Origin of the sequence: Candidatus Erwinia haradaeae (assembly GCF_900699015.1) — a bacterium.
Classification (GTDB): domain Bacteria; phylum Pseudomonadota; class Gammaproteobacteria; order Enterobacterales; family Enterobacteriaceae; genus Erwinia_E; species Erwinia_E haradaeae_E.
In genome coordinates this window covers 1-25050 of sequence record NZ_LR217737.1, presented here as the reverse complement: position 1 = coordinate 25050, position 25050 = coordinate 1, and the positions used below count along the sequence as shown (strand labels likewise).

General features: G+C 30.2%; 14 protein-coding genes. 7 read left to right on the top strand and 7 right to left on the bottom strand.

Annotation, left to right across the window (positions count from 1 at the left end):
* Positions 1-816: 816 nt before the first annotated feature.
* Together lgt and rpiA are read right to left on the bottom strand one after the other, a co-directional pair.
* Positions 817-1689 (bottom strand): prolipoprotein diacylglyceryl transferase, encoded by an 873-nt coding sequence (gene lgt / locus ERCIPICE3303_RS00070; RefSeq protein ID WP_157990738.1) that lies wholly within the window; start codon positions 1687-1689, stop codon positions 817-819.
* 229 nt (positions 1690-1918) lie between these two features.
* Positions 1919-2578, bottom strand: a complete 660-nt coding sequence (rpiA, locus tag ERCIPICE3303_RS00065; protein ID WP_157990737.1) for a ribose-5-phosphate isomerase RpiA — start codon at positions 2576-2578, stop codon at positions 1919-1921.
* Between the two features lie 1446 nt (positions 2579-4024).
* Here rpiA and tadA point away from each other — a divergent pair.
* The 7 genes from tadA to apaH all read left to right on the top strand — a co-directional run bounded on the left by tadA (position 4025) and on the right by apaH (position 14247).
* Entirely contained in the window at positions 4025-4501 is a 477-nt protein-coding gene (gene tadA / locus ERCIPICE3303_RS00060; protein ID WP_157990736.1) for a tRNA adenosine(34) deaminase TadA, read from the top strand.
* 1723 nt (positions 4502-6224) lie between these two features.
* A complete protein-coding gene (purL, locus tag ERCIPICE3303_RS00055; RefSeq protein WP_157990735.1) occupies positions 6225-10118 on the top strand; it encodes a phosphoribosylformylglycinamidine synthase in 3894 nt (1297 codons plus the stop codon).
* Between the two features lie 238 nt (positions 10119-10356).
* Positions 10357-10611: a 30S ribosomal protein S16 gene (rpsP, locus tag ERCIPICE3303_RS00050; RefSeq protein WP_157990734.1), complete on the top strand. Its 255-nt coding sequence runs from the start codon at positions 10357-10359 to the stop codon at positions 10609-10611.
* A 12-nt stretch (positions 10612-10623) separates the two neighbouring features.
* A complete protein-coding gene (gene rimM / locus ERCIPICE3303_RS00045; protein WP_157990733.1) occupies positions 10624-11175 on the top strand; it encodes a ribosome maturation factor RimM in 552 nt (183 codons plus the stop codon).
* A 38-nt stretch (positions 11176-11213) separates the two neighbouring features.
* Positions 11214-11966: a tRNA (guanosine(37)-N1)-methyltransferase TrmD gene (gene trmD / locus ERCIPICE3303_RS00040; RefSeq protein ID WP_157991261.1), complete on the top strand. Its 753-nt coding sequence runs from the start codon at positions 11214-11216 to the stop codon at positions 11964-11966.
* A 59-nt stretch (positions 11967-12025) separates the two neighbouring features.
* Complete coding sequence (rplS, locus tag ERCIPICE3303_RS00035) at positions 12026-12373, top strand: 50S ribosomal protein L19 (RefSeq protein ID WP_157990732.1); 348 nt, start codon at positions 12026-12028, stop codon at positions 12371-12373.
* 1049 nt (positions 12374-13422) lie between these two features.
* Positions 13423-14247: a bis(5'-nucleosyl)-tetraphosphatase (symmetrical) ApaH gene (gene apaH / locus ERCIPICE3303_RS00030; RefSeq protein WP_157990731.1), complete on the top strand. Its 825-nt coding sequence runs from the start codon at positions 13423-13425 to the stop codon at positions 14245-14247.
* Positions 14248-15840: 1593 nt separating this feature from the next.
* Here the strand turns inward: apaH and rho are convergent.
* From rho to mnmG, 5 genes are all read right to left on the bottom strand, one after another.
* Positions 15841-17100: a transcription termination factor Rho gene (rho, locus tag ERCIPICE3303_RS00025; protein WP_157990730.1), complete on the bottom strand. Its 1260-nt coding sequence runs from the start codon at positions 17098-17100 to the stop codon at positions 15841-15843.
* A gap of 392 nt (positions 17101-17492) precedes the next feature.
* Positions 17493-17822 (bottom strand): thioredoxin TrxA, encoded by a 330-nt coding sequence (gene trxA, locus ERCIPICE3303_RS00020; protein ID WP_157990729.1) that lies wholly within the window; start codon positions 17820-17822, stop codon positions 17493-17495.
* A gap of 253 nt (positions 17823-18075) precedes the next feature.
* Positions 18076-19374 (bottom strand): phosphopyruvate hydratase, encoded by a 1299-nt coding sequence (gene eno, locus ERCIPICE3303_RS00015; protein WP_157990728.1) that lies wholly within the window; start codon positions 19372-19374, stop codon positions 18076-18078.
* A 90-nt stretch (positions 19375-19464) separates the two neighbouring features.
* On the bottom strand, positions 19465-21102 hold the full coding sequence (locus ERCIPICE3303_RS00010; RefSeq protein ID WP_157990727.1) for a CTP synthase: 1638 nt from the start codon (positions 21100-21102) through the stop codon (positions 19465-19467).
* 1644 nt (positions 21103-22746) lie between these two features.
* Positions 22747-24666: a tRNA uridine-5-carboxymethylaminomethyl(34) synthesis enzyme MnmG gene (gene mnmG, locus ERCIPICE3303_RS00005; RefSeq protein ID WP_157990726.1), complete on the bottom strand. Its 1920-nt coding sequence runs from the start codon at positions 24664-24666 to the stop codon at positions 22747-22749.
* Positions 24667-25050: the final 384 nt, after the last annotated feature.

The window sequence follows — 25050 nt, the reverse complement described above, 5'->3', positions numbered from 1 at the left end:
AATTATTTGTACTAAGTAACCTATACAGTACTTCATATTACCAGTATTATTAAATAATACTATAAGTCAACGACATTAATATGATAATATAAAAACATCATTCTTATTCTAAGATATGTTACTTAAATGGTATATTTTGATATATAAAATGACAAATCCTTAGCATATAAAAGATTAATGTAGAAAATGTGAAAATAAAATTAATTATGGTATATGATATATATATTCTTATAATCTTCAATTTAATAATAATCTATATACCTGAAATTTTCTAATACTAGAATACATAGATTCTAGTCGTTTTAATAACAAAGTGATTAATTAAACATTGATGTCTTTTTTTCACATAAATATATAATCCTCTATCTAGAATAATAACCTCTATAATTAAAGCATTACACTACCTTGAAATTCAATAAGTAAATGATATATATAAAAAATCTGTATTTTAAGAAATATAACATACTTGATTCCATCAACTATATTATATAGTTATCCATTAATATACCACTCTATATATTTTTACTAAATATATTGTATAAATAAATCGATGAAACATAAATTAGGTTTCTCAATCAAGAAAACTTCTTTAAATTCTGTACATTATTATTTTCATGCTATTCAAAATAACTACATTCTTTTTTTCAAAAAAAATAAAATTCACTATATATAAAAAATTAAGATATAATTATATAAATTTTAAAAAAAACAAAAAATAAGTGCATATGAATAATAGAATTAAATTAAAAATATCAATAAAAAGAAGATTGATTGGAATGAATAATATTTGATAAAACTTATAATAAGTATTGCAAATTAATCATGATTTGTAAATAGATAATAACGATATGATCTAATAATAATAATTATCCCTACAATCATCATCGGAATAGATAATATTTGACCCATACTTATTCCATAGTATAAACCTAATTGTGAGTCAGGTTCACGAAAAAATTCAGAGATTATACGAAGAACGCTATAGCTAATTAAAAATAATCCAGATACAGAACCTAAGGGACGGGATCGACTAATAACAAACAAATTAAGAATAATAAATAACAATACTCCCTCTAGCCCCATCTCGTATAATTGAGAAGGATGGCGAGGCAAGCTACCATAGGTCACTAGTAAATTCTTCCACTCTTCATGTATTTGTATTAAGCTTATATCTGCACTTTGTGAACCAGGAAATAACATTGACCAAGGCAAATCTGGATTTACTCGCCCCCACAGCTCACCATTGATATAATTACCAAGACGCCCTGCACCAAGACCAAATGGAATCATCGGTGCTATAAAATCTGAAACTTGCAGAAAATGACGTTTTGTTCGATAAGAAAAAACCAGTATAGCTAAAACAACTCCAATCAAACCACCATGAAAAGACATCCCTCCATTCCATACTTTAAAAATATCTATAGGATGATCAAGAAAAAAAGGAAGATTGTAAAATAACACATAACCTAAACGTCCTCCAAAGAAGACTCCAAAAAAACTAATATAAAGTAGCAGATCTATATCTTCTTTTGTCCAAATACGAGGAGAACAGGAAATGCGCCGTCTAGCAAGCCATCGTACAAATATAAAACTAATGAAGTACATTAACCCATACCAATGCAAAGTAACTGGGCCAACATAAAAAATTACTGGGTTAATATGCGGAAAAGATAAATAATTCTCACTCATTAAACATTATGACAATAATAAATATAATGAACCATAATTTAATATACCAATAGTTTTTCTAATAAAAATAGAGGATTACGTTATAGACAGATCAAGTTAAAGTTGATTAAAGATCATATCTTATTTTAAATATATCTTGTTCATTAGTAAATAAAACTATATGATAAAATCATAATATTTAAAAAATAAAAATTTTTATCATATGATGAATGAATAGATATCTAATAGATTATTTTGTAAGAATCTTTACGCCGTTAGAAGTACCAATCAACGCTATATCTGCTCCACGGTTGGCAAATAGACCAACAGTCACCACACCAGTAAGAGAGTTAATCTCTGTTTCTAAGTAAATTGGATCACTCATATCTAAATGGTCAACATCAAGAATAATATTACTGTTATCAGTAATGATATTTTGGCGATATCTAGGTGATCCACCAAGTCCAACCAATTTACGTTCTACGTATTTACGTGCCATAGGAATTACTTCAATTGGTAAAGGTACACTACCTAAAACCTTCACCTTCTTAGATTCATCTGCAACACAAATAAAACGATCAGAGACTGCTGCAATAATCTTTTCTCTTGTTAGCGCTGCTCCTTTACCTTTAATCATTTGTAGCTGACTATTAATTTCATCTGCACCATCAATATAGAGAGATAAGAAATTAATGTGATTCAGATCTAAAACGGGAATACCATAAGCCTCTAACTTAGCACTCGATACTTCTGAACTTGATACCGCACCAACAATCTGATATTTTATTGATGCTAGTGCATCAATAAAATACTCAGTTGTAGAACCAGTACCGACTCCAACAATCATCCCAGGCATAACATATTCTAATGCAGCCCACCCAGCAGCCTTTTTAAGGTTATTCTTCATCATGATCCGTTTCCAGCTTTTTCTACGATATTCAGAGTAGATTATTGCTTTTAAGACTGCTTTATAATTACTTTCATTAATCTCATTCTTACAGAATACACTTTATGTTATCTAAGGTTGTTGTTTGCCCTATTCCTCACAAATCACAAGTTCTTGACAATTATAATACTACTTACTAACTTTTGATGTAGATATTCACAAAATACCAAAATTAGGAATAAAAATCATAAATACTAAATCAAAACACTACCTTAATATTAGAATAAATTTAAGAGATATCATGAGAATATTAGTATTGTTGTAGAAAGTCATAATACTCTATTGTAATCTCATTTTATTACTTTGAAGTCATATTTAAACATAGAAGAAAAAATTAATTGTATGACATATATGAATCAAGATACATTTAAATACATGGATTAATGATCTATCTATGATTTGAGATTATTTATAATTATTCTCTCACAATACATACTAACTTATCCTATTTCACTTTAATCAAAATAACATTGACACCAATCTATCAGAATTATTATCAATGCAGATTATACGCTTATCCTTTATGATAAAAAATCTAAAATATTATAGAATCTATTCAAATCATTATAAATTCCAATTATTAAAAAGACTTTATAGTTCTCCGTTATAAACTATTATTTTTTACCTTCATTATTTTAATTGTTAGAATATTGTAATACCTCGCTATTGATAAAATCAATATTGCTATACTTTTATATTTTAAAATAATACATTAATTTATCATAAAGAATAAATTATATTACAATCATCCCTTTATCTGAATAAGTATTACTCTATGCATTTTTTGATATTAGTAAATAAAAATAACATACATATATATGATATCAAAATATCATCACCTATACGAAATTTAAAAAACTTATAAATTGCAAGATCAGTATGAAATACATATATTATATATATAAATGATAACTTAACATAAATCTTTATAATTCAGTATAAAATACTACTAAATCTTATAAAATTAATTAAGAATATATCTGAAATGGATATACTGATTCTCATCACAAACTAATAATATATAATAGAATTCAATATCTTTTTATCCAATTAGATTATAGAGAATTAATAATACTTGTTATACTCCATTCTTTTTCTTGATATATAGTTACTTTAAAATACTAACTTACTATTTATTCTATTAAATAGAATGATTTAGGATAAATATATCATTAAGTCTACTTTACTATTGAGAAAAACATAAAAATAAATGACCTATAGAAATTGCTATCCAATCCTCCATTCAAATAAGGATTTAATATAAATTAAAATAATAGTATAATATAACATTATACACACTATAGCCTATTTTATTATACATCTAAAACATTCATCTTATATGATAAAATATTTTTCTATTAACTATCAATAGATCAATGAATGATATTCATTTTTATATTGGAAAACATATTGACTAACGATTATGACTTACATTGGATGCAGCATGCTCTCTTTCTAGCGTACTACGCGCAAGATCATGGTGAAATTCCCATTGGATCAGTATTAGTGCTCCACAATCATCTTATTAGCAAAGGGTGGAATCAACCAATTAAACTCCATGACCCCACCGCACATGCCGAAATAATCTCATTAAGAGAGGCAGGAAGAGTCATGAAAAATTATCGTTTAGAAGATTCAACATTGTATGTTACTATTGCACCTTGCTTGATGTGTGTTGGTGCTATCATACATAGTCGGGTTAAAAGACTAGTATATGGCGCTTCTAATACAAAGTATGGAGAAATTCATATTGAAAAATATATTAAAACAAAACTAAAAATAAACTATAATATTCAAATTAAGTCTGGGATTTTAGAAAAAGAATGCAAAGCAGTACTAAATCAGTTTTTTCTATATCAACGAACAAGAAAAAGCATTCTTACTTAGAAGTCTATTTATATTAAAATTTATTTACCAATAAATAATAAATAGTATTTGTTATTATTCTTTATTGAGCGATCAAAAAATAGAAGATAATCTAATATTTTAACATATTAGATTATCTTCTATTTTGTTCTTTTTATATAATTTAGGCAATAAAATATTTATTCTTCTGGATTTAAATAATTTTTAAACACTATTTCTTTTTCTCTTCATACAAGAAAAAATTGTGATTTTTACTTATACAATCTTTATAAGATATTATATGTAAACCTACATTACAACACATAAAATAAGTTAGTACTTTAATAACTATTGATCTTAATCCTTACTTATATGCCAGGATTTTTATTTAAATAATAACAACTATTATCATCCAACACTATCACTTGAATGAATAAAAATGCTGAATGCATAGCTGTTCTATGAAAATCTAGCATAAATTCTAATTTATTTACATGTAAATATCTTAATAATAATAAAAAATAAATACTATTATAGTATAATACAAGATGAGAATACCTCTAAATACTTGAATTAACTTCTACCAACAATAAGATCAATTATGATATAAAAGATACTTCTATCGAAGTAATAATATCTAACTAATGAACACCCTCTCTAACCGCTTGGTTAAACAATAAAATAATCCATATAACAAAAATATTAGATTTAAAGAGATAAAAACACTAAAATATAAAATAACTTTAGCATCTTATTTAACATGAAAATTAAAACCATGCTAAAACTTTATTGATAAAATCTGATATTATAAATCTTTACATATAATACTATAATGATATAGATCAAAATAAATTTTACTACTAACCTTATAATCTTCTGGATACAATATTTATTGATATTTATGCAATATGACTATTACGATTATATCGTCTCCTAGCTCTAATAGAAATATTAGTCTTAGATAATTGTAAGCAAATACATCATAAATATGTTTAACAATACGTTATTGCCTTTCTATATAAACATAGAATCTGATTTATAATATCTCTGAGCAACTATCTACTTAATGTAAATATTCATTATCAAACAACCATAAAAAATATTATTACTTTAATCTCTTCTATATGTGTTGGCTCTTATATCATAGAAAATCCTAATTATAAACAAGAGAGACTATACACAATCAACCTCAAGTCATAGACATGATATCATTGACTTATTATGATATGTGTTAAATAGATATAAAAATAAATATTGATAGATCAATATCAAAAATAAACTATACTATAAACTGAACTGTAGTTAATTGAAAACTTATTAACTTGAAATATAAGATGTATAGCATTATTCAAAAGAAGACGGTAATTATATTCAATTAATCACAAAATATAATAAACTCCCAATCTTTTACGCAAATACTACTATTCTATTATTTTCTATCTAAAAGATTCTCACCTAATTCAATTAGAATAAGTAATATCACCTAACTAAAATCAATGATCATGATAACAGAAATAAATAAGAAAATACTATAATAATCCACACTAAAATCGTCAATCCATATATCAATAATAATTTATAATAGACGATCTAAATCAGATTTAACCTAGAATATTTAGTTGTAAAATATACCTTTACTCTTAACAATAATTATAAATATATATACTGAACAAAAAATTTTATACAAAATTCAGAAATTATAAAATCATCTATATTGAGATAAACAGTAGTTCGTATTTCATTTTTTCACGATAAGAGACCTTTTATGATGGAAATTTTACGTGGGCAACCCGTTTTATCCGCAATGCTAATGAAAAAATTACTAGTATTATTTCAAAAATCGAATCTTCCTATACAACATATTTATGCTGAGTATATTTATTTTGTTAAAATTCAAACGTCCTTAAATATTAAGGAAAAATTACTTTTAGAACGACTATTGCAACACAGTACTTCACTTTTCAAAGAAAATATTCCAAATGGTAAATTATTACTAATAGCTCCTCGTATTGGGACAATTTCTCCATGGTCTTCTAAAACTACAGATCTCGCCAAACACTGTGCTTTAACTAAAGTCATTCGAATAGAACGCGGTAAAGCCTTTTATATTAAATCCAAAAAATTAAATCAAAAACAGTGGAACTATCTAGTATCACAATTACACGACCGAATGATGGAAAGCATTTTTACTGATTTTCAACATATCAAAGAATTATTCACTGAACATAAACCTGCTCCCATGCAATACATTAATATCTTAGATGAAGGACGAAAAGCATTAGAGGAAGCCAATATCTCTTTGTCTCTTCTATTATCCGAAACAGAAATTAAGTATTTAATGACAGAATTTACAAAACTCCATCGGAATCCAACAGATATTGAACTTTATATGTTTGCTCAAGCTAATTCTGAACACTGTCGTCACAAAATCTTTAACTCTCATTGGAATATTGATGGAGAAATACAGTCCAAATCACTCTTTGAAATGATACAGAATACTGTAGAAACAAATCCAAATTATATTCTTTCAGCATACGAAGATAACGCAGCTGTTATGGAGGGATCAGTCTTAAATCGTTTCCATGCTAATATACAAGGTCATTATGATTTTCATAAAAATAATACGCATATTCTAATGAAAGTAGAAACGCATAATCATCCCACTGCCATCTCTCCATGGCCAGGAGCTGCTACTGGGGCTGGTGGCGAAATTCGCGATGAAGGAGCTACTGGAAGAGGAGCTCAGCCTAAAGCTGGTTTATCAGGTTTTTCTGTATCTAATCTTCGTATTCCAGGATTCGAACAACCATGGGAAGAAGATTTTGGTAAACCGAATCATATCTGCAGTGCCTTAGAAATCATGATAGAAGCTCCATTAGGAGCAGCATCCTTTAATAACGAATTTGGACGCCCTATTCTAAATGGTTATTTTCGTACTTATGAAGAAATAGTAGATAGCCATAATGGCCGTGAATTACGTGGATATCATAAACCTGTTATGCTAGCAGGTGGATTCGGTCATATTCTCGAAAATCATATAAAGAAAGGTTCAATTAACCATGGAGATAAATTTATTATTTTAGGTGGTCCAGCCATGAATATTGGGCTAGGTGGCGGCGCTGCCTCTTCCGCAGCTTCTAGTCGATCTGATGTAGATTATGATTTTTCATCTGTACAACGTGAAAACCCAGAGATGGAACGCCGATGTCAAGAAGTCATTAATCATTGCTGGCAACTGCAGTCGAATAACCCAATTATATTTATTCATGATGTTGGAGCTGGAGGCCTGTCTAACGCCTTGCCGGAAATGGTAAACCACGGATTATGTGGTGGTCGCTTTTATTTACGTAATATCCTAAATCACGAGCCTGGAATGAGCCCATTACAAATATGGTGTAACGAGTCTCAGGAACGTTATGTCATAGCAATTTCTCCTGAGAATTTAAAACTATTTGACACTATATGTCAACGAGAACGAGCTCCTTATGCAATAATTGGAGAAGCAATTACAGAAAAAAAAATATCACTCATTGACAGTTATTTCAATACTACTCCTGTTGATATACCCCTTGCTGTTCTTTTAGGAAACATACCTAAAAGCACACGCAATGTAACCAGCTTAATAACAATAGGGTTACCTTTGATACGTGATCAAATCTCTCTATCTGATGCTATATATCGTGTACTTCATTTACCTGCAGTTGCAGAGAAGACTTTCTTAATTACGATCGGCGACCGCTCTGTAGGTGGTTTAGTCACTCGTGATCAGATGATTGGTCCATGGCAAATACCCATCGCAAATTGCGCGGTAACCAACGCTAGTCTAGATCACAACTGTTATCATGGTGAAGCAATGGCAATCGGCGAGCGGGCCCCAGTGTCTTTGCTAAACTTTAAAGCATCTAGCCGCTTAGCTATCGGCGAAGCACTCACAAATATTGTGACAGCACAGATTGGCTCCTTAACGCGTGTGAAATTATCTGCTAACTGGATGGTAGCAGCTGGTCACCCCGGTGAAGATGCGGGCTTATATGCCGCAGTAAAAACTGTTTGTGAAGAATTATGTCCTGCGCTTGGTATTTCAATACCAGTAGGTAAGGATTCTATGTCAATGAAAACTGAGTGGTATCACAACAATGAAAAACAAGAAGTAACCTCTCCATTATCGCCGATAATTACTGCATTTGCTTACGTAGAAGATGTACGGAACACTGTCACACCACAGCTACAAACTAATGACAATCAACTCATTTTTATTGACCTTGGTAATGGTGTGAATGCTCTTGGTGCCACTGCCCTCACACAAGTATATCGTCAACTAGGTAAGCAAACTGCTGATATACGTAACACCAAACAGCTCGTAAATTTTTGGAAAGCTATCCAAACACTAGTTACTTTTAAAAAACTGCTCGCATATCATGATCGCTCAGATGGCGGCTTGCTAGTTACATTAGCGGAAATGGCTTTTGCTGGTCACTGCGGTGTTTTAATTGACATTAAAAACCTTAGTAGTGATATCTTTGCAACACTATTTAATGAAGAACTCGGCGCTGTCATTCAAATATCTACACGTGACTTAGATGAAGTTCAACAAATTTTATCAGAATATAAACTAAATAATTGTAGTTATGTCATAGGTCAAGCAGTAAGAGGGAATCAATTTATAATTTCTAGTGGTCAGTCAATCATATATAGAGAACGTCGTACTACTTTGCGTGCATGGTGGGCAGAAACAACCTGGAAGATGCAACGCTTACGTGATAATCCAGACTGCGCAGATCAAGAACATCAAACTAAATTAGATAACTACGATCCCGGTCTAAATGTATCTTTAACTTTTAACCCTCAAGAAGATATTGCATCAATATTAATAGCTACCGGCATAAGACCCAAGGTAGCAATCTTACGTGAACAAGGTATCAACTCACATGTCGAAATGGCTGCTGCGTTCCATTATGCCGGATTTGAAGCAATTGATTTACATATGACCGATCTAGCAGAAAAAAGGTCTACATTAGACGATATACAGATATTAGTTGCTTGCGGGGGTTTTTCTTATGGAGATGTATTAGGTGCTGGATCAGGTTGGGCAAAATCTATTTTATTAAATAACCACATGCGTGATCTATTTGAATCCTTTTTTCATCGACCAGAAGTTCTAGTTCTCGGTGTTTGCAATGGCTGCCAAATGCTTTCAAATCTACGTGAACTTATACCTGGAAGTGAAGAATGGCCTTATTTCGTACGTAATCAATCAGAATGTTTTGAAGGGAGATTAAGTTTAGTAGAAGTATTAAAAAGCAGATCCCTATTGTTTGATGGTATGGCAGGTTCAAGAATACCAATAACCGTCGCGCATGGCGAAGGTTATGCGTTAATACAGAATAAAACAAATCTAATACAATTAGAAAATAAAAATTTAATAGCTCTAAGATTCGTTAACAATTTTGGCTATCCCACTCAGAAGTATCCTGCTAACCCAAATGGCTCCCCAAATGGGATTACTGCCATTACTAATGACAGTGGTCGTATTACAATTATGATGCCGCACCCAGAAAGAATATGCCGTACAATTAATTACTCATGGCATCCTGATGCATGGGGGAAAGATGGTCCCTGGATGCGAATATTTCGTAATGCTCGTAAACAGCTTGGTTAAATAACCTATAATAATATGTTGATATTATAGTATATAGAATATATAAAATATTGAAAAATAAGGTCTTTATATAATGAAGATATATGTCATAGTAAGTTCCTATTGAAGGACAAAGAACTATTTTAGATTAATTATAGTTTTTTTACACTAAAACAATCAACAAAGTGATCTTTTATATTATAATAAAATCTTCATTCTCAGAATGAAACACTTAATTCATTTTACTACAGAGGGTGTTATGGTAACAATTCGATTAGCACGTCATGGTGCAAAAAAACGTCCGTTTTATCAAGTAGTTGTCACAAATAGCCGTTATCCTCGTAATGGTCGCTTTATTGAAAGAGTTGGTTTCTTTAACCCCATCGCCTCTGGTCATGCTAAGCCACTTCATTTAAATATAGAACGGATCAACTATTGGATAAAACAGGGGGCATCTGTATCTGATCGTGTTCAAATGCTGATCAAAAAAATTAAAAAAATATTATCAGATTAACCTATTCCCGAAATGAAAAAAAAAATAACTACAGAAACCCCGTCTAATCCATTAATTATTGCGATAACAGGTTCTACCTATGGCGTCTATGGCTGGGTTAAGGTATTTCCCTCTACCGAAAATCCAATTAGTATATTTCAGTATCAACCATGGTTCATTAAAAAAACAAATCGTTGGAATATTCTAACTCTAGAAAAATGGAAATATCACAATCATGATATTATTATTAAAGCACAAGGCATTGATAATCGTGATGCTGCAGTCGCCCAACTCACTTGTTGTGAAATCATAATGGACTCTACAAAACTACCGAAATTAAAAGAAGGAGAGTATTATTGGAAAGACATTATAGGTTGCCAAGTAATGAACCTAAAAAATAACATACTCGGCGAAGTTAGCAGTATAATAGAAACAGGATCAAATGACGTTTTAATTATTAAAACCGACCAGAAAACAGAGCAAAAGTCAAAAGAGCAACTAATTCCCTTTTTATATCAGAAAGTAATTAAAAACATCAATCTTCCTGCCCGAACTATTCATGTAGATTGGGAGATAGAATTCTAATGAATTCTGTAGATAAGTCTTGTCATAAAGACATAAGAATATGGATTGGTATTATCAGTTTGTTCCCTCAAATGTTCCAACTTATTACTAATTATGGAGTTACTCGCCGAGCATTTAAAACTGGTCTGCTATCTATTCATACCTGGAATCCACGTGATTTTACCAGTGATAGACGCCATACCGTAGATAAACGTACATATGGTGGCGGACCGGGAATGCTGATGATGACACAACCATTACGGGATGCTATTTATGCAGCTAAAAAAGCAAGCGGAGAAGACGGGAAAGTGATATATCTATCTCCTCAAGGTCGAAAGTTAAATCAAAAAGGAGTCCATGAGCTTGCAACAAATAAGAAATTAATTTTAGTCTGTGGTCGATATGAAGGGATTGATGAGCGTCTTCTTAACACAGAGATAGATGAAGAGTGGTCTATTGGAGATTACGTACTAACTGGGGGTGAATTACCTGCTATGGTAATTATTGATTCTATATCTCGATGCTTACCTGGAATCCTAGGAAAAAAAGAATCAGCCGAACAAGATTCTTTTTCAAATGGCTTATTAGATTACCCACACTATACTCGTCCAGAGATTCTAGAAGGAATTAGAGTACCATCTATATTATTATCCGGCCATCATACCAATATTAGGCGATGGCGCCTTAAGCAATCCATAGGAGCTACATGGCTGAAAAGACCTGATCTTTTAGAGAATAGACCGCTAACTACAGAACAAAAAATCTTGCTCTCTGAGTTTAAAAATGAACACATCGCAGATAACAAAAAATAAAATATACGTCCATCTGTTATTCTACAACTATCCATATACTTGAAATAAGGCATTTTACAATGAAAGATGTTATTAAACAAATTGAAAAAGAACAAATACAGAAGCATATACCAATATTTCGCCCAGGTGATTCTGTAGAAGTTATGGTTTGGGTTTTTGAAGGCTCCAAGAAACGGCTACAAGCATTTGAAGGCATAGTCATTGCAATTAGAAATCGTGGACTTAATTCATCATTCACAATACGAAAAATATCTAATGGTGAAGGCATAGAACGTGTATTCCAAACCCATTCACCTATTCTTAATAGTATTACTATTAAACGTCATGGAGCTGTACGTAAAGCAAAATTATACTACTTACGCACACGCACTGGTAAATCTGCTCGAATTAAAGAGCGTCTGAACTAAACATAAAAGAAACTTATGTAAATAACTAGAAATGAAGAATAGTGTTTATATTAATTCTTAAATTACATCATCTATATATATTACGTACAATCTGGTAGTTCTTATATAAGAAATAAAGAATAATAGACTTTTCAACAATTAAATTGTTAAGAATCTTATATTATTCTACAATGAATCTAAATAATTTATTAATAAAATAGAAAAGATTATTTTTCAAAAAACATATGAAAATCTAACATACAAGATATAAAAAATGCATGATTCATCATATATTCATTATTCAGAAGCAATTCTCTTATGATTTTAAGGTTACCACTATATCTTATGAAGTATTATAGTATATTATAAATAATAAACGGTAATAAAAATAAATGATCTAAAATTTTTTTCTAAAAAATAGAATCTGTATATTATATTTACTGTGTCTTCAGTACATAATATATTGATCATTAGATCATAATATAAGTCAGATATATTGCAACATATTCTCAGTCTACTTTACGAGAAGATAAGATTAAAATCTTTATAAGAAAATAATAAACAAAAAATTATAAATATACAAAAATATTTTGTATTAAAATCTATCCTAACTCTAGTAATCAGAACATATTTTATTAATAAAATTGACTTACTTAACATGAATAATATAATTATATGAATATTTAAAAAAATAAAACAATACTTTTATTTATCTATCTAATTACATTTCATTCCCTTTAATCATAAAACTGAATTAGACTTATTATAAAAGAATAATCTATGAATAATTTTTCTTAGAGAGAATAGAAGTAACAAGTTATATTGTATACTATACATATCATATATATTTATTTATCTTAGTTCCTATAGTAATAGATTATTTTTCTTAAAACGATATGATTATCTTAAAAATAATCAATGGTATGGATTCAAAAAAGAGTTCATTTAAAAAACGACTAATCTTATTTGTAAGATAAGTGATATAATAAATACTAATAGATTAATATAGTCCATAGCTCCAATAAATAGATAGATATGAATATAGCCTTATTACTACTACGGTATCTTATATGAGTACTTATTTAATTGGTGATGTTCATGGTTGTTATCATGAACTTAAATTACTTCTTTCTCAAGTAAAATTCAATCCTAAAATAGACAAAATTTGGTTCACTGGTGATTTGGTTGCAAGAGGTTCTCATTCTCTTGAGGTTTTACGCTTTATACGAAGCTTAGATAACTCTGTTAAAATAGTTCTTGGAAATCATGATCTATATCTTTTAGCAGTATACGAAGGACTCAAAGAACCTAAAACTACAGATCGTCTTGATTATCTACTGGAAGCCTACGATATCGAAGAGATTATAGATTGGCTTCGCTTTCAACCTCTTTTGCAAATTGATGAAGAACGAAAAATTATCATGTCACATGCAGGGATTACACCACAATGGGACATTCAAACTTCTGAGTTATGTGCTCAAGAAATCAAGAAAGCGCTTCAAGGTGAAAACTACCGCCCCCTCCTTAATGCTCTAAATAATAACCTATCCAATTACTGGTCACCTATGCTTACTGGTATTAAACGGTTATGTTTCAGTGCTAACGCATTAACCCGTATGCGATACTGTCATCCTACAGGCCAATTAGAACTAACTAGTAAACAATTACCAGACCACTCCTGTTCGACCTTAATACCATGGTTTAGAATGCCTTTCGCTATTAAACCTGATTATACTATAGTGTTTGGTCACTGGGCCACACTTAATGGAGTAAGTATACCAACGGGTATAATTGGTTTAGATACTGGCTGCTGCTGGGGTAGACACCTCAGTATGCTTCGATGGGAAGATAAAAAAATGTTTAAACAACATTCACTATCTTCTGCATACTCATGAAAATCTATAAAATAAATTCATATAAAAATCTATTAAGATTCTATCAGGGCAACTTACTCTCATATTTATTTAAATTAATCTTATCATAAAATGATTTATATCTATCAAACTACATAACAACATTCTATTATTTAATATTTTAAAGTAAAAAATTGATTTATAAATAATATTTACTAACAGTTTACCAAAAAACTATTATATACATGTGACGCTAGTCAATCGATAACACTATCTACTTAAAATAGATTCAATTATCTATCTCTTGTCATAATAACAACTATAGTAAAGATAGGATTCATGCATCCCCTGAAAGTCGTTAAAAGTATATAAAAAAATAAAACATTACACTGACTTTATATCAGTGAATACAATGCAATAATAGAGTCAGAAGTTATCTATTATCTTTTTCTAGTAATCTAATCATAACTATAGTAAGTCAATACATTGATGATCGATAATTGTAATAATTTATTTTTCTTCAAAAAACTATATTCACTGTATTACTATTCACTTTGCATGTTATACCTAATACTATACAGATGTGAACTCTTATTAATAGTAAGATTATTTTGTAAGATTAAACTTATAAAATACACACTATTGAATAACTTTAATAAGACCTATCTATATAAAAACAAAGATTATAAGACAAACTATATAGTATAAATGAGAAGATTATCGCTAAGACAATTAAAAGTCTGTTAAAGCGATCTCATGCCAAACTACAATGATTATTCAATGATTGCTATCATATAGATAAAATTAGTAATCTCCTAAAAAATAAATGATTCATCAAAGAGACCAACACTCAGAAATCACATATGTTGATATCACAAAGATTAATATACTCTTCTAATCTAATAACGAGTATGATCATAATCACTGTGTTATTATATCCAATACAATATTATCTTATTTTTATAATAAACTAACAATTAGCTCTACCAATCATATTTCCTTCAAATGAAATAAAAAAAGATCAATGATTATTCGATTGTATTTTATAATAAAATACAATCTCAGATCAACATAAAAATTTATTAGAGTAATTCATTGGAATATAAAAATATTTTATACGATTCATAATACGAATTTTAGTATAATTATTAGCCCTATCAAACTAGAAGAACATGAAATAAAATGTCGGATCTTCTAGAACTCATAATAATATTCATTACCCATAATAAATAACAAGGACTAAATTAAGTTATAATAAAATCTAGCTCTATGAATATAGATCGTCGAAATTAATATAGAATCAAAATGAACTTATTGACATTGTTTAACTTAAGATTACTTGATTAACTCGCTAATAATCTTAGTGTCTTATAAAACAAATGAGTAATTATATATTATTAATAATATAGTAAGTTTTCCCATTATTGCATAATAAATGCACTATAGAGCTATGTGAAATGACATATCATATATAGTATAAAAATTACTGACTTAAATATAATATCTGATAATATTTTTTAGATATCATCTTATTCATCTACCCTGTAGCGTAATTCTAAATATTACGATTTCTAATAAATACATGCATTGTTCAAATATTAGAATAACAATAGAACCTTAACTTATATATTTGATTTATGAACGCTTCATCATATCAAAAAATTCATCATTTGTTTTACTCATAGATAATTTATCAATTAAAAACTCCATCGCATCAATTTCTCCCATGGGGTGAATAATTTTACGCAATATCCACATTTTTTGAAGCTCCTCTGATACAGTTAACAATTCTTCTTTTCTAGTACCAGATCGATTATAATCGATAGCAGGAAATACGCGTTTTTCAGCAATTTTTCGTGCTAGATGTAGCTCCATGTTACCTGTACCTTTAAACTCTTCATAGATAACTTCATCCATCTTAGAACCAGTATCGACCAGAGAAGTAGCGATAATCGTCAAACTACCCCCTTCCTCTACATTACGTGCAGCACCGAAGAAACGCTTTGGACGATGTAATGCATTAGCATCTACACCACCAGTCAAGATTTTACCAGAAGCTGGAACTACAGTATTATAGGCTCGGGCTAATCGAGTAATAGAGTCTAAAAGAATAATTACATCTTTTTTATGTTCCACTAGTCTCTTAGCCTTTTCAATAACCATTTCAGAGACCTGAACATGACGTGATGCAGGTTCATCAAAAGTTGACGCTATTACCTCGCCTTTTACTAAACGCTGCATTTCAGTTACCTCTTCAGGCCGCTCATCAATCAATAAAACCATTAAAACACATTCAGGATGATTAAAAGCAATACTTTGTGCAATGTTTTGTAGTAACATTGTTTTACCAGCTTTTGGAGGCGCGACAATTAAACCACGTTGACCACGTCCAATAGGAGAAGCCAAATCTAGTACACGAGCAGTCAAATCCTCAGTAGAACCGTTACCTGTCTCCATTCGTAATCGAGAGTTAGCATGTAGCGGAGTTAGATTTTCAAAAAGAATTTTATTACGTGCGTTTTCTGGTTTATCATAGTTCACTTCGTTAACCTTTAGCAAAGCAAAATATCGCTCTCCCTCTTTTGGAGGTCGGATTTTTCCTGAAATAGTGTCTCCTGTACGTAAGTTAAAACGCCGGATCTGACTAGGCGAAACATAAATATCATCTGGGCCAGCAAGGTAAGAACTGTCACTAGAGCGCAGAAAACCAAATCCATCCTGCAGTATTTCCAGAACACCATTCCCAAAAATATCTTCGCCGCTTTTAGCGTGCTGTTTAAGTATAGAAAAAATAATATCCTGTTTACGCATACGCGCTAAATTTTCCAACCCCATCTTCTCACCAAGAGTGATCAGGTCGGAAACCAGCGTATTTTTTAAGTTGGTAAGATTCATAATGGTGGGTTCTGAGTTTTAAACTTGAGGATGTATCTTGAATTATTGTGTAATAACTAGCAGGATTCTTTATCTAAAACCTATTAAGATAAGATTCTAATCTTAGAATCTACCAATAATAGCTCAAAGACAAATAACTATTCAACGAAAAGCAATAATAAAAAACTAATCATATCAATCTTCAGCGTCAGATGGCAAAAGATGAGTTATCATGAAATTATCCCTATGATATTTAAACTTCTTACTATCTATAAATTCAGGGTGACTATTTTTAATAAAAATACCAATGCAAACTTATAAAACATTACCATAGCACGCTTCATTCTAATCGTCTAGATTTCAACAGAAAAATCGCATGATAATCCTAAGAAGACAATATCTCTCTTAATATATTACTGTAAATGTGCATCTAAAAAATCACTTAGCTGCCCTTTAGACAATGCACCGACTTGGGTTGCAATGACCTGTCCTTCTTGAAAAAGAAGAAGAGTTGGAATACTCCGAATACCATATTGTGGTGCCGTACGTGGATTTGTATCAATGTTTATTTTTGAAACAATTAGTTTTCCTTCGTATTCAATAGAAATCTCATCTAAAATAAGGGAAAACATCTTACATGGACCACACCATTCTGCCCAAAAATCAACTAATACCAATCCTTCGGATTTTAAAACATTCTGTTCAAAACTACTATCAGTTAAATTAATAATTTTATCGTTCATTTGTATCTCCAATAAACCATTTGATTATCACAATTAACGTTAATAACACAACATTATATAGATATAGCAATCATTATTTTATTTAATAATTTTATAGAGAAAATATTTAAATTTTAATAACTCTACAACTATCATTCTTTAAACTAGAAAGAAATTCTTTTCTTTCTTACAAAAACCATCAACCAACAAAAATATAACATATAAAAAATATCGTTATAGAGCATTATCTTCTTAAATATCATAACTAATTATATCATATTTTTCCTTGAAAGTCTTTTTTACCATGGAAGAATGCACGATGTCCTAAAATCTCTTCAATACGAATCAGTTGATTATATTTAGCAATGCGATCAGAACGACTCATTGAACCCGTTTTAATTTGACCAGCAGAGGTTCCAACTGCTAAATCAGCGATCGTTACATCTTCAGTCTCACCAGAACGATGAGAGATAATTGTCGCATATCCTGCATTTTTTGCGATTTTAATAGTCGATAAGGTCTCAGTTAAAGAACCAATCTGATTTAATTTAATTAAAATAGCATTAACAAGACCTTTATTAATACCGTTCTGAAAAACAATAGGGTTAGTTACAAATAAATCATCACCTACAAGCTGTATCTTGTCACCTAAAATTTTAGTTTGATATAAAAAACCTTCATAATCAGATTCATCCTGACCATCCTCAATCGAAATAATCGGATATTGCTTAGTTAAGCTCTCTAAAAAATGTGTGAATTCTTCTGAAGAAAAAGATACTTTTCTGTCATTAAGTAGTACATATCGACCATTTTTATAAAATTCAGATGCTGCACAATCTAAAGCTATAGCGATGTCTTTTCCTAGTATATACCCTGCTTTTTTTACAGCCTCTGCAATAAGATCTAGTGCTGCAATAGTAGATTTCAGATTAGGAGCGTAACCACCTTCATCTCCTACAGAAGTAGGTATCCCCTTAGACTTAAGTATTTGTGCTAAAATATGAAAAATTTCAGACCCCATACGGACTGCTTCTTTTAAAGAAGCTGCACCAATAGGCTGAATCATAAATTCTTGTATATCTAGATTATTATCAGCATGCTTGCCACCATTAAGGATATTAATCATTGGTAAAGGCATAGAGAATTTACCTGGATTATTTGTAAGTTCAGCAATATGCGCATAGAGAGGCATTCCCTTTGAAGCAGAAGCAGCTTTAGCACTAGCTAATGATACAGCTAAAATAGCATTCGCGCCAAGGCGCGATTTATTTTTAGTTCCATCCAAATCAATCATTATCTGATCAATACGTGCTTGATCTTTGGCATCACGTCCAAGTATATTCTTAGAAATCAGTGTATTAATAGAATCTACTACTTTCATAACACCTTTTCCTAAAAATCGTTTCTCATCACCATCCCGTAATTCTAAAGCTTCTCGGGATCCAGTAGAAGCTCCTGATGGAACTGATGCAAGTCCAACGAATCCACCTTCTAAATGCACTTCTGCTTCAACAGTCGGATGGCCTCGTGAATCAATAATTTCTCGGCTAATAACTTTTATAATTTTGGACATTAATCTATCTCAGAACTAAGTAAATGAAAACGAGAAAAGTATCTCGACCGTGTTATACTTACATAATACTTGAAATACATTGTAGTATCTTTATTTTTTTATCTTTTTCTGATGCAAACTCGCTGCATGAATAAATCCACTAAATAATGGATGAGGGTCTCGAGGGGTAGAAGTAAATTCCGGATGAAATTGACAAGCTAGAAACCAGGAATGGCTTGGTATTTCAATAATTTCAACCAACTTGTTATCTCCAGAATAACCTGCCACACGCAACCCAGCTGATTCTATTTTTTTTAAAAATCTCTTATTGACTTCATAGCGATGTCGGTGACGCTCAATAATAATGCTAGAGCCATACAACTGACGAGCTAAACTACAATCAGCTAGTTGACATTCCTGGTTACCTAATCGCATTATACCACTTAAACCACTTTGATCGTTATCCTGACTAACAAAATCCTCTTCGTCATAGCATTCAGTAATGAGAGCTACAACCGGGTATTGACATTGAGGAAAAAATTCAGTCGAATGTGCATCTTTCATATTTGCCACATTACGAGCAAATTCCATTAAGGCTACCTGCATTCCTAAGCAAATACCTAAATAAGGAATATCATTTTCACGAGCATATTTCGCTGTTATGATCTTACCTTCCACGCCTCTATAGCCAAAACCACCAGGAATCAGAATAGCATCTAAATCTTTTAATAAACCTACTCCCTTAAATTCAATATCTTCCGAATCAATTAATTTTATATTAACTGTAGTACGATTAGTTAAACCACCATGCTTTAAAGCTTCAATAACTGATTTATAAGCATCTGGTAATATCGTATATTTTCCTATCATTCCTATATTAATAGCACGATTAGGATTAGATTCTTGATAAACAACCCGTTCCCAATCTTCTAGATTAGCTGGTGGTGTATTTAAATTAAATCTCTTACAAATATAATCATCTAACCCCTGTGATTTTAAAATACCTGGAATTTTGTAGATAGAATCAACATCTATTAGCGAAATAACTGCTTTTTCTGGTACATTACAAAATAAAGCAATCTTAGACCGCTCATTTTTAGGAACTGGATAACTAGAACGACAGATCAATACATCAGGTTGAATTCCAATTGACAATAGTTCTTTAACTGAGTGCTGGGTTGGCTTAGTTTTCACTTCACCTGCTACTACCATATATGGAACGAGTGTTAGATGGATGTATATTGTATTTGCACGACCAATATCACCTGCCATCTGTCGAATAGCCTCAAGAAATGGTAATGATTCAATGTCACCAACAGTACCCCCAACCTCTACTAATACTATATTATATCCTTCACCACCTATAGTTATTTTTTCTTTGATGGCATTAGTAATATGAGGGATTACTTGAACAGTTTCCCCCATATAATCACCGTGTCTTTCTTTACAGAGAACATCTGAATAAACACGGCCTGCAGTAAAATTATTACGACGAGTCATACGTGTACGAATAAATCGCTCATAATGACCAAGATCTAGATCTGTTTCTGCACCATCACCGGTTACAAATACTTCACCATGCTGAATGGGGCTCATGGTTCCTGGATCAACATTAATATAAGGATCAAGTTTTATAATAGTAATTGGTAAACCTCTGGCTTCAAGAATAGCTGCTAATGAACCAGCAAAGATACCCTTTCCCAAAGAAGAAACAACCCCACCTGTTACAAATATATAGTATTTTGTCATGCTCAACCTGAGAGTATTGATTCTAAAAATAATATAATAAATTCTGATATCATAGATAATGAAGATCCAAATTTCATTTTTAAAAGATATAAATAGTGGATTCCATACTGATAAGCAATATTAATATACTTATATATATTAATATGGATCCTTTTGTATATGATAAATCTAAATTAAAGATTAGATATAATCTAAGGATTATGAGATTAAAGTATTTTAATAGCATTTAAATTGAAATAAATCTAATTTCTATAAAAATAGAAACAGATCAATAATGGAGATGTATAGATATTTTTAAGATTATTATTTAATCATATAAAAATAGTAATTTAATAAGATACTAAAAAGGACTGAATAAATACTATTTATCTCATTTTTTTAATTTATTAAAAATTCATTACATTAATAATGTTATCAAATAATCTAATATTCTTTTTTTCTGTATTTAAATATCTAGTGTATTAATATAATTAATAACTGATAGATACGATATTATCGATATCGTATTCTTAATTATTTTACTATAAAACATATATGTTCATTTAAAATTTGATTGGATCTTAAAAAGATAAAAAATTATATCCTCATGAATTATAAATTATCTCATATTATTCTAACCTATTTAGAAGACCATTATATAAAAATAATACATACAATTTATTTCATATTAAAATAATTATCTTCTTTACATAACAGTAAAATATTTTTTTGAAACAGTTATATACTAAAAAGTGTAGTCTATAAATTTAGTATTTAAAATAAATAGAATCATTGAATATATATAAAATGTTTTCCTTACCAATAAATTTACTTAACATGCTATTAAGCTGGAAAGAAAGAACAAATCATTAAATACTAACGGAATTAATAAAAATTTCTTATCTTATTAAGACCAAAACTAAATAAAAATTATTTATTAGAAAAATAAAGAAATTATCTTCAATTTAAAATTCAAAATTTAGAATATTTGTGAAAACTTAAATAAAATAAATGTTATCCGATAATAAAATATGCACACTAGCTATCCACTCTTAATGTAAATATGAGTCACTATTTGCTTAATACTATTATAGTATTTAATCAAAATTTACTATTTACAATCTAAGAATATAATTTTATTTAAAAATTTTAATAAACTTTGATAAAATATAATTAATAGTTATTACTATATGTCGTCTAAAAAGTTTTTACATATCTTACAATAACAACATTAAAAAAATAAAAAATAGATGAATAATTATCCATTATTAATTTACAATAATTGATTTTTATCAATCTTCCTTGTCTTAAGGAAGAGATAATAACTTTAATTTACTTAATAAGATAGTAAAGAAATCTTAATTATTTGAAAATCTTTTAAGATTAAAAGATATAAAATTGATCGATATCAAAAATATTGTAACTAATCACAGAATTTATAAATTATAAATAAGCTCTGATATACAAGACTACTACTTAAGTTAAATAAAATTTTTTTAAAATAATAAACATGTTATATTTATCTATACTAATACATTACTTATAAAATTATATGGGATGACAGTAATCTTTTTCTAGCAAATAAATGAAAGAAATTTATATTTTACAGTAAATATTTCAGTTTGCTACCTATATAGGAGATACAAATTTCATCGGTGAAAAACTTTAAGCACATACGTTATCTGAGTAACAATCTTTACTTTTACCTAATAAACGCTCTCGTTTTTTTAGAAAAATAATCAATATTGAAATAGTTGCTGGCGTGATACCAGGCATGCGTGATGCCTCACCAATTGATGTCGGTTTATAAACTTTAAGCTTAGAAACCGCTTCAGTAGAAAGCCCACTAATTTGTTCATAATTAATATCAATAGGCAATAAAGTTGATTCATAACGAATCTGTCTATAAATATCTCGTTCTTGTCGAATAATATAGCCTTCATATTTAATTTGAATTTCTACCTGTTCTGCTACTTGTTGATCAGTTACAAACGGACCAAATTCGTTGACAGTCATTAGCTTTTTATAGGTGATTCCAGGACGTCTTAATAAATCTTCACAACTAAGATTACTGTTTAATTTTCCTTTTATCAAGGTACTCTCAATAACAGATTCTATATGACTAGATGGTAATTTAATAGAACGAAGGCGTTGCCTCTCTTTCTCAATGTTTTCTAGTTTATTGTTAAAACTCTCCCAACGCATATCATTAATTAAACCTAATTTTCGACCAATTTCAGTTAAACGTAAATCAGCATTATCTTCACGCAATATTAAACGATATTCTGCACGAGAAGTAAACATACGATAGGGCTCAGTAATACCATGCGTACATAGATCATCAACTAAAACACCTAGATAAGCTTGATCACGTCTTGGTATCCATCCGTCCCTACCTAGTGAGAACTGACTGGCATTCAAACCAGCCAAAAGACCTTGGGAAGCAGCTTCCTCATAGCCAGTAGTGCCATTAATTTGACCAGCAAAAAATAATCCTTGAATATACTTACTTTCTAGTGTTCTGTTTAAATTAGATGGATTAAAAAAATCATATTCAATAGCATATCCTGGTCGTGTGATATGTGCCTGTTCCATACCTTGTATCGATCGAATCATCTGTATTTGTGTATTAAATGGAAGGCTAGTAGATACACCATTTGGATAAATTTCATTACTAGTTAGTCCTTCTGGTTCTAAAAATATTTGATGTGAATTTCGATTAGAAAATCGCATCACTTTATCTTCAATTGAAGGGCAATAACGGGGTCCAACTCCTTCAATCTTACCACCGTAGATTGGGCTGTAATGGAGGTTATCACGAATAATTTCATGTGTTTTTTCATTAGTTTTAGTTATATAACACGGTACTTGTCTAGGAAAAGGATGCAGATTTTCTAAAAATGAAAAGCAACGAAGTGGATTATCGCCAACTTGAGGCAATAACAAACTAAAATCAATAGATCGAATATCGATTCGAGGGGGGGTTCCTGTCTTCAAGCGCCCAACCTCCAAAGGCAATTCACGTAATCGCGCTGCCAGTAAAGAAGCTGATGAATTACCAGCACGACCTCCAATAGATGTTTTCATACCAATATGGATCTTTCCATCCAAAAAAGTACCAACAGTTAAAATAACTGCTTTAGAACGAAATTTCACTCCTATTTGAGTGATCACACCAGTCACTTGATCATTATTAATTAATAAATCTTTTACATCTTGTTGTAAAATCAACAGATTAGATTGATTTTCTAATGCATGACGCACTGCCTGACGATATAAAATTCGATCAGCTTGAACTCTAGTAGAATGTACAGCTGGCCCCTTACTTAAATTCAGTGTTCTAAATTGAATCCCAGCTTGATCAATAGCCTGTGCCATTAGCCCACCCAATGCATCTATCTCTTTAACAAGATGTCCTTTTCCAATTCCCCCGATAGCTGGATTACAAGACATCTCTCCTAAAGTATCAATATTATGGGTTAACAGTAACGTTTTTTGTCCCATGCGAGCTGTAGCCATAGCTGCTTCGGTACCAGCATGACCACCACCGATTACAATAATGTCAAAAAACTCTGTATAAAACATAACACAATACCTCTCTGTACCCAAACAATATTGAATTTTATTATAAGATCTTTTTAGATTATTTTAAATTAAAAAAAATTACAATTCTAATTATTTCGATAGAAAAGAATTTCTATAAATAAACTATCTTTTAAAGATAAAAACATAATAATTATTATTAAAGTAGATCTTTTCTGTGGGTAAGTTGAATTTCATTTTACTAATCAATACTTTAGTTCATTTAATTAACTGTGCATGACCTGTGAATTATTATAATATTTATTTAGAATAAAAGGATTTTATCCACAGGCAGTATTAAAAGTTAAATCTGATTTTTTATATACTAATCCATCTTTTATATTGATAGAAGATACACTCTTAATCTATTGCACATACTGTTTATAA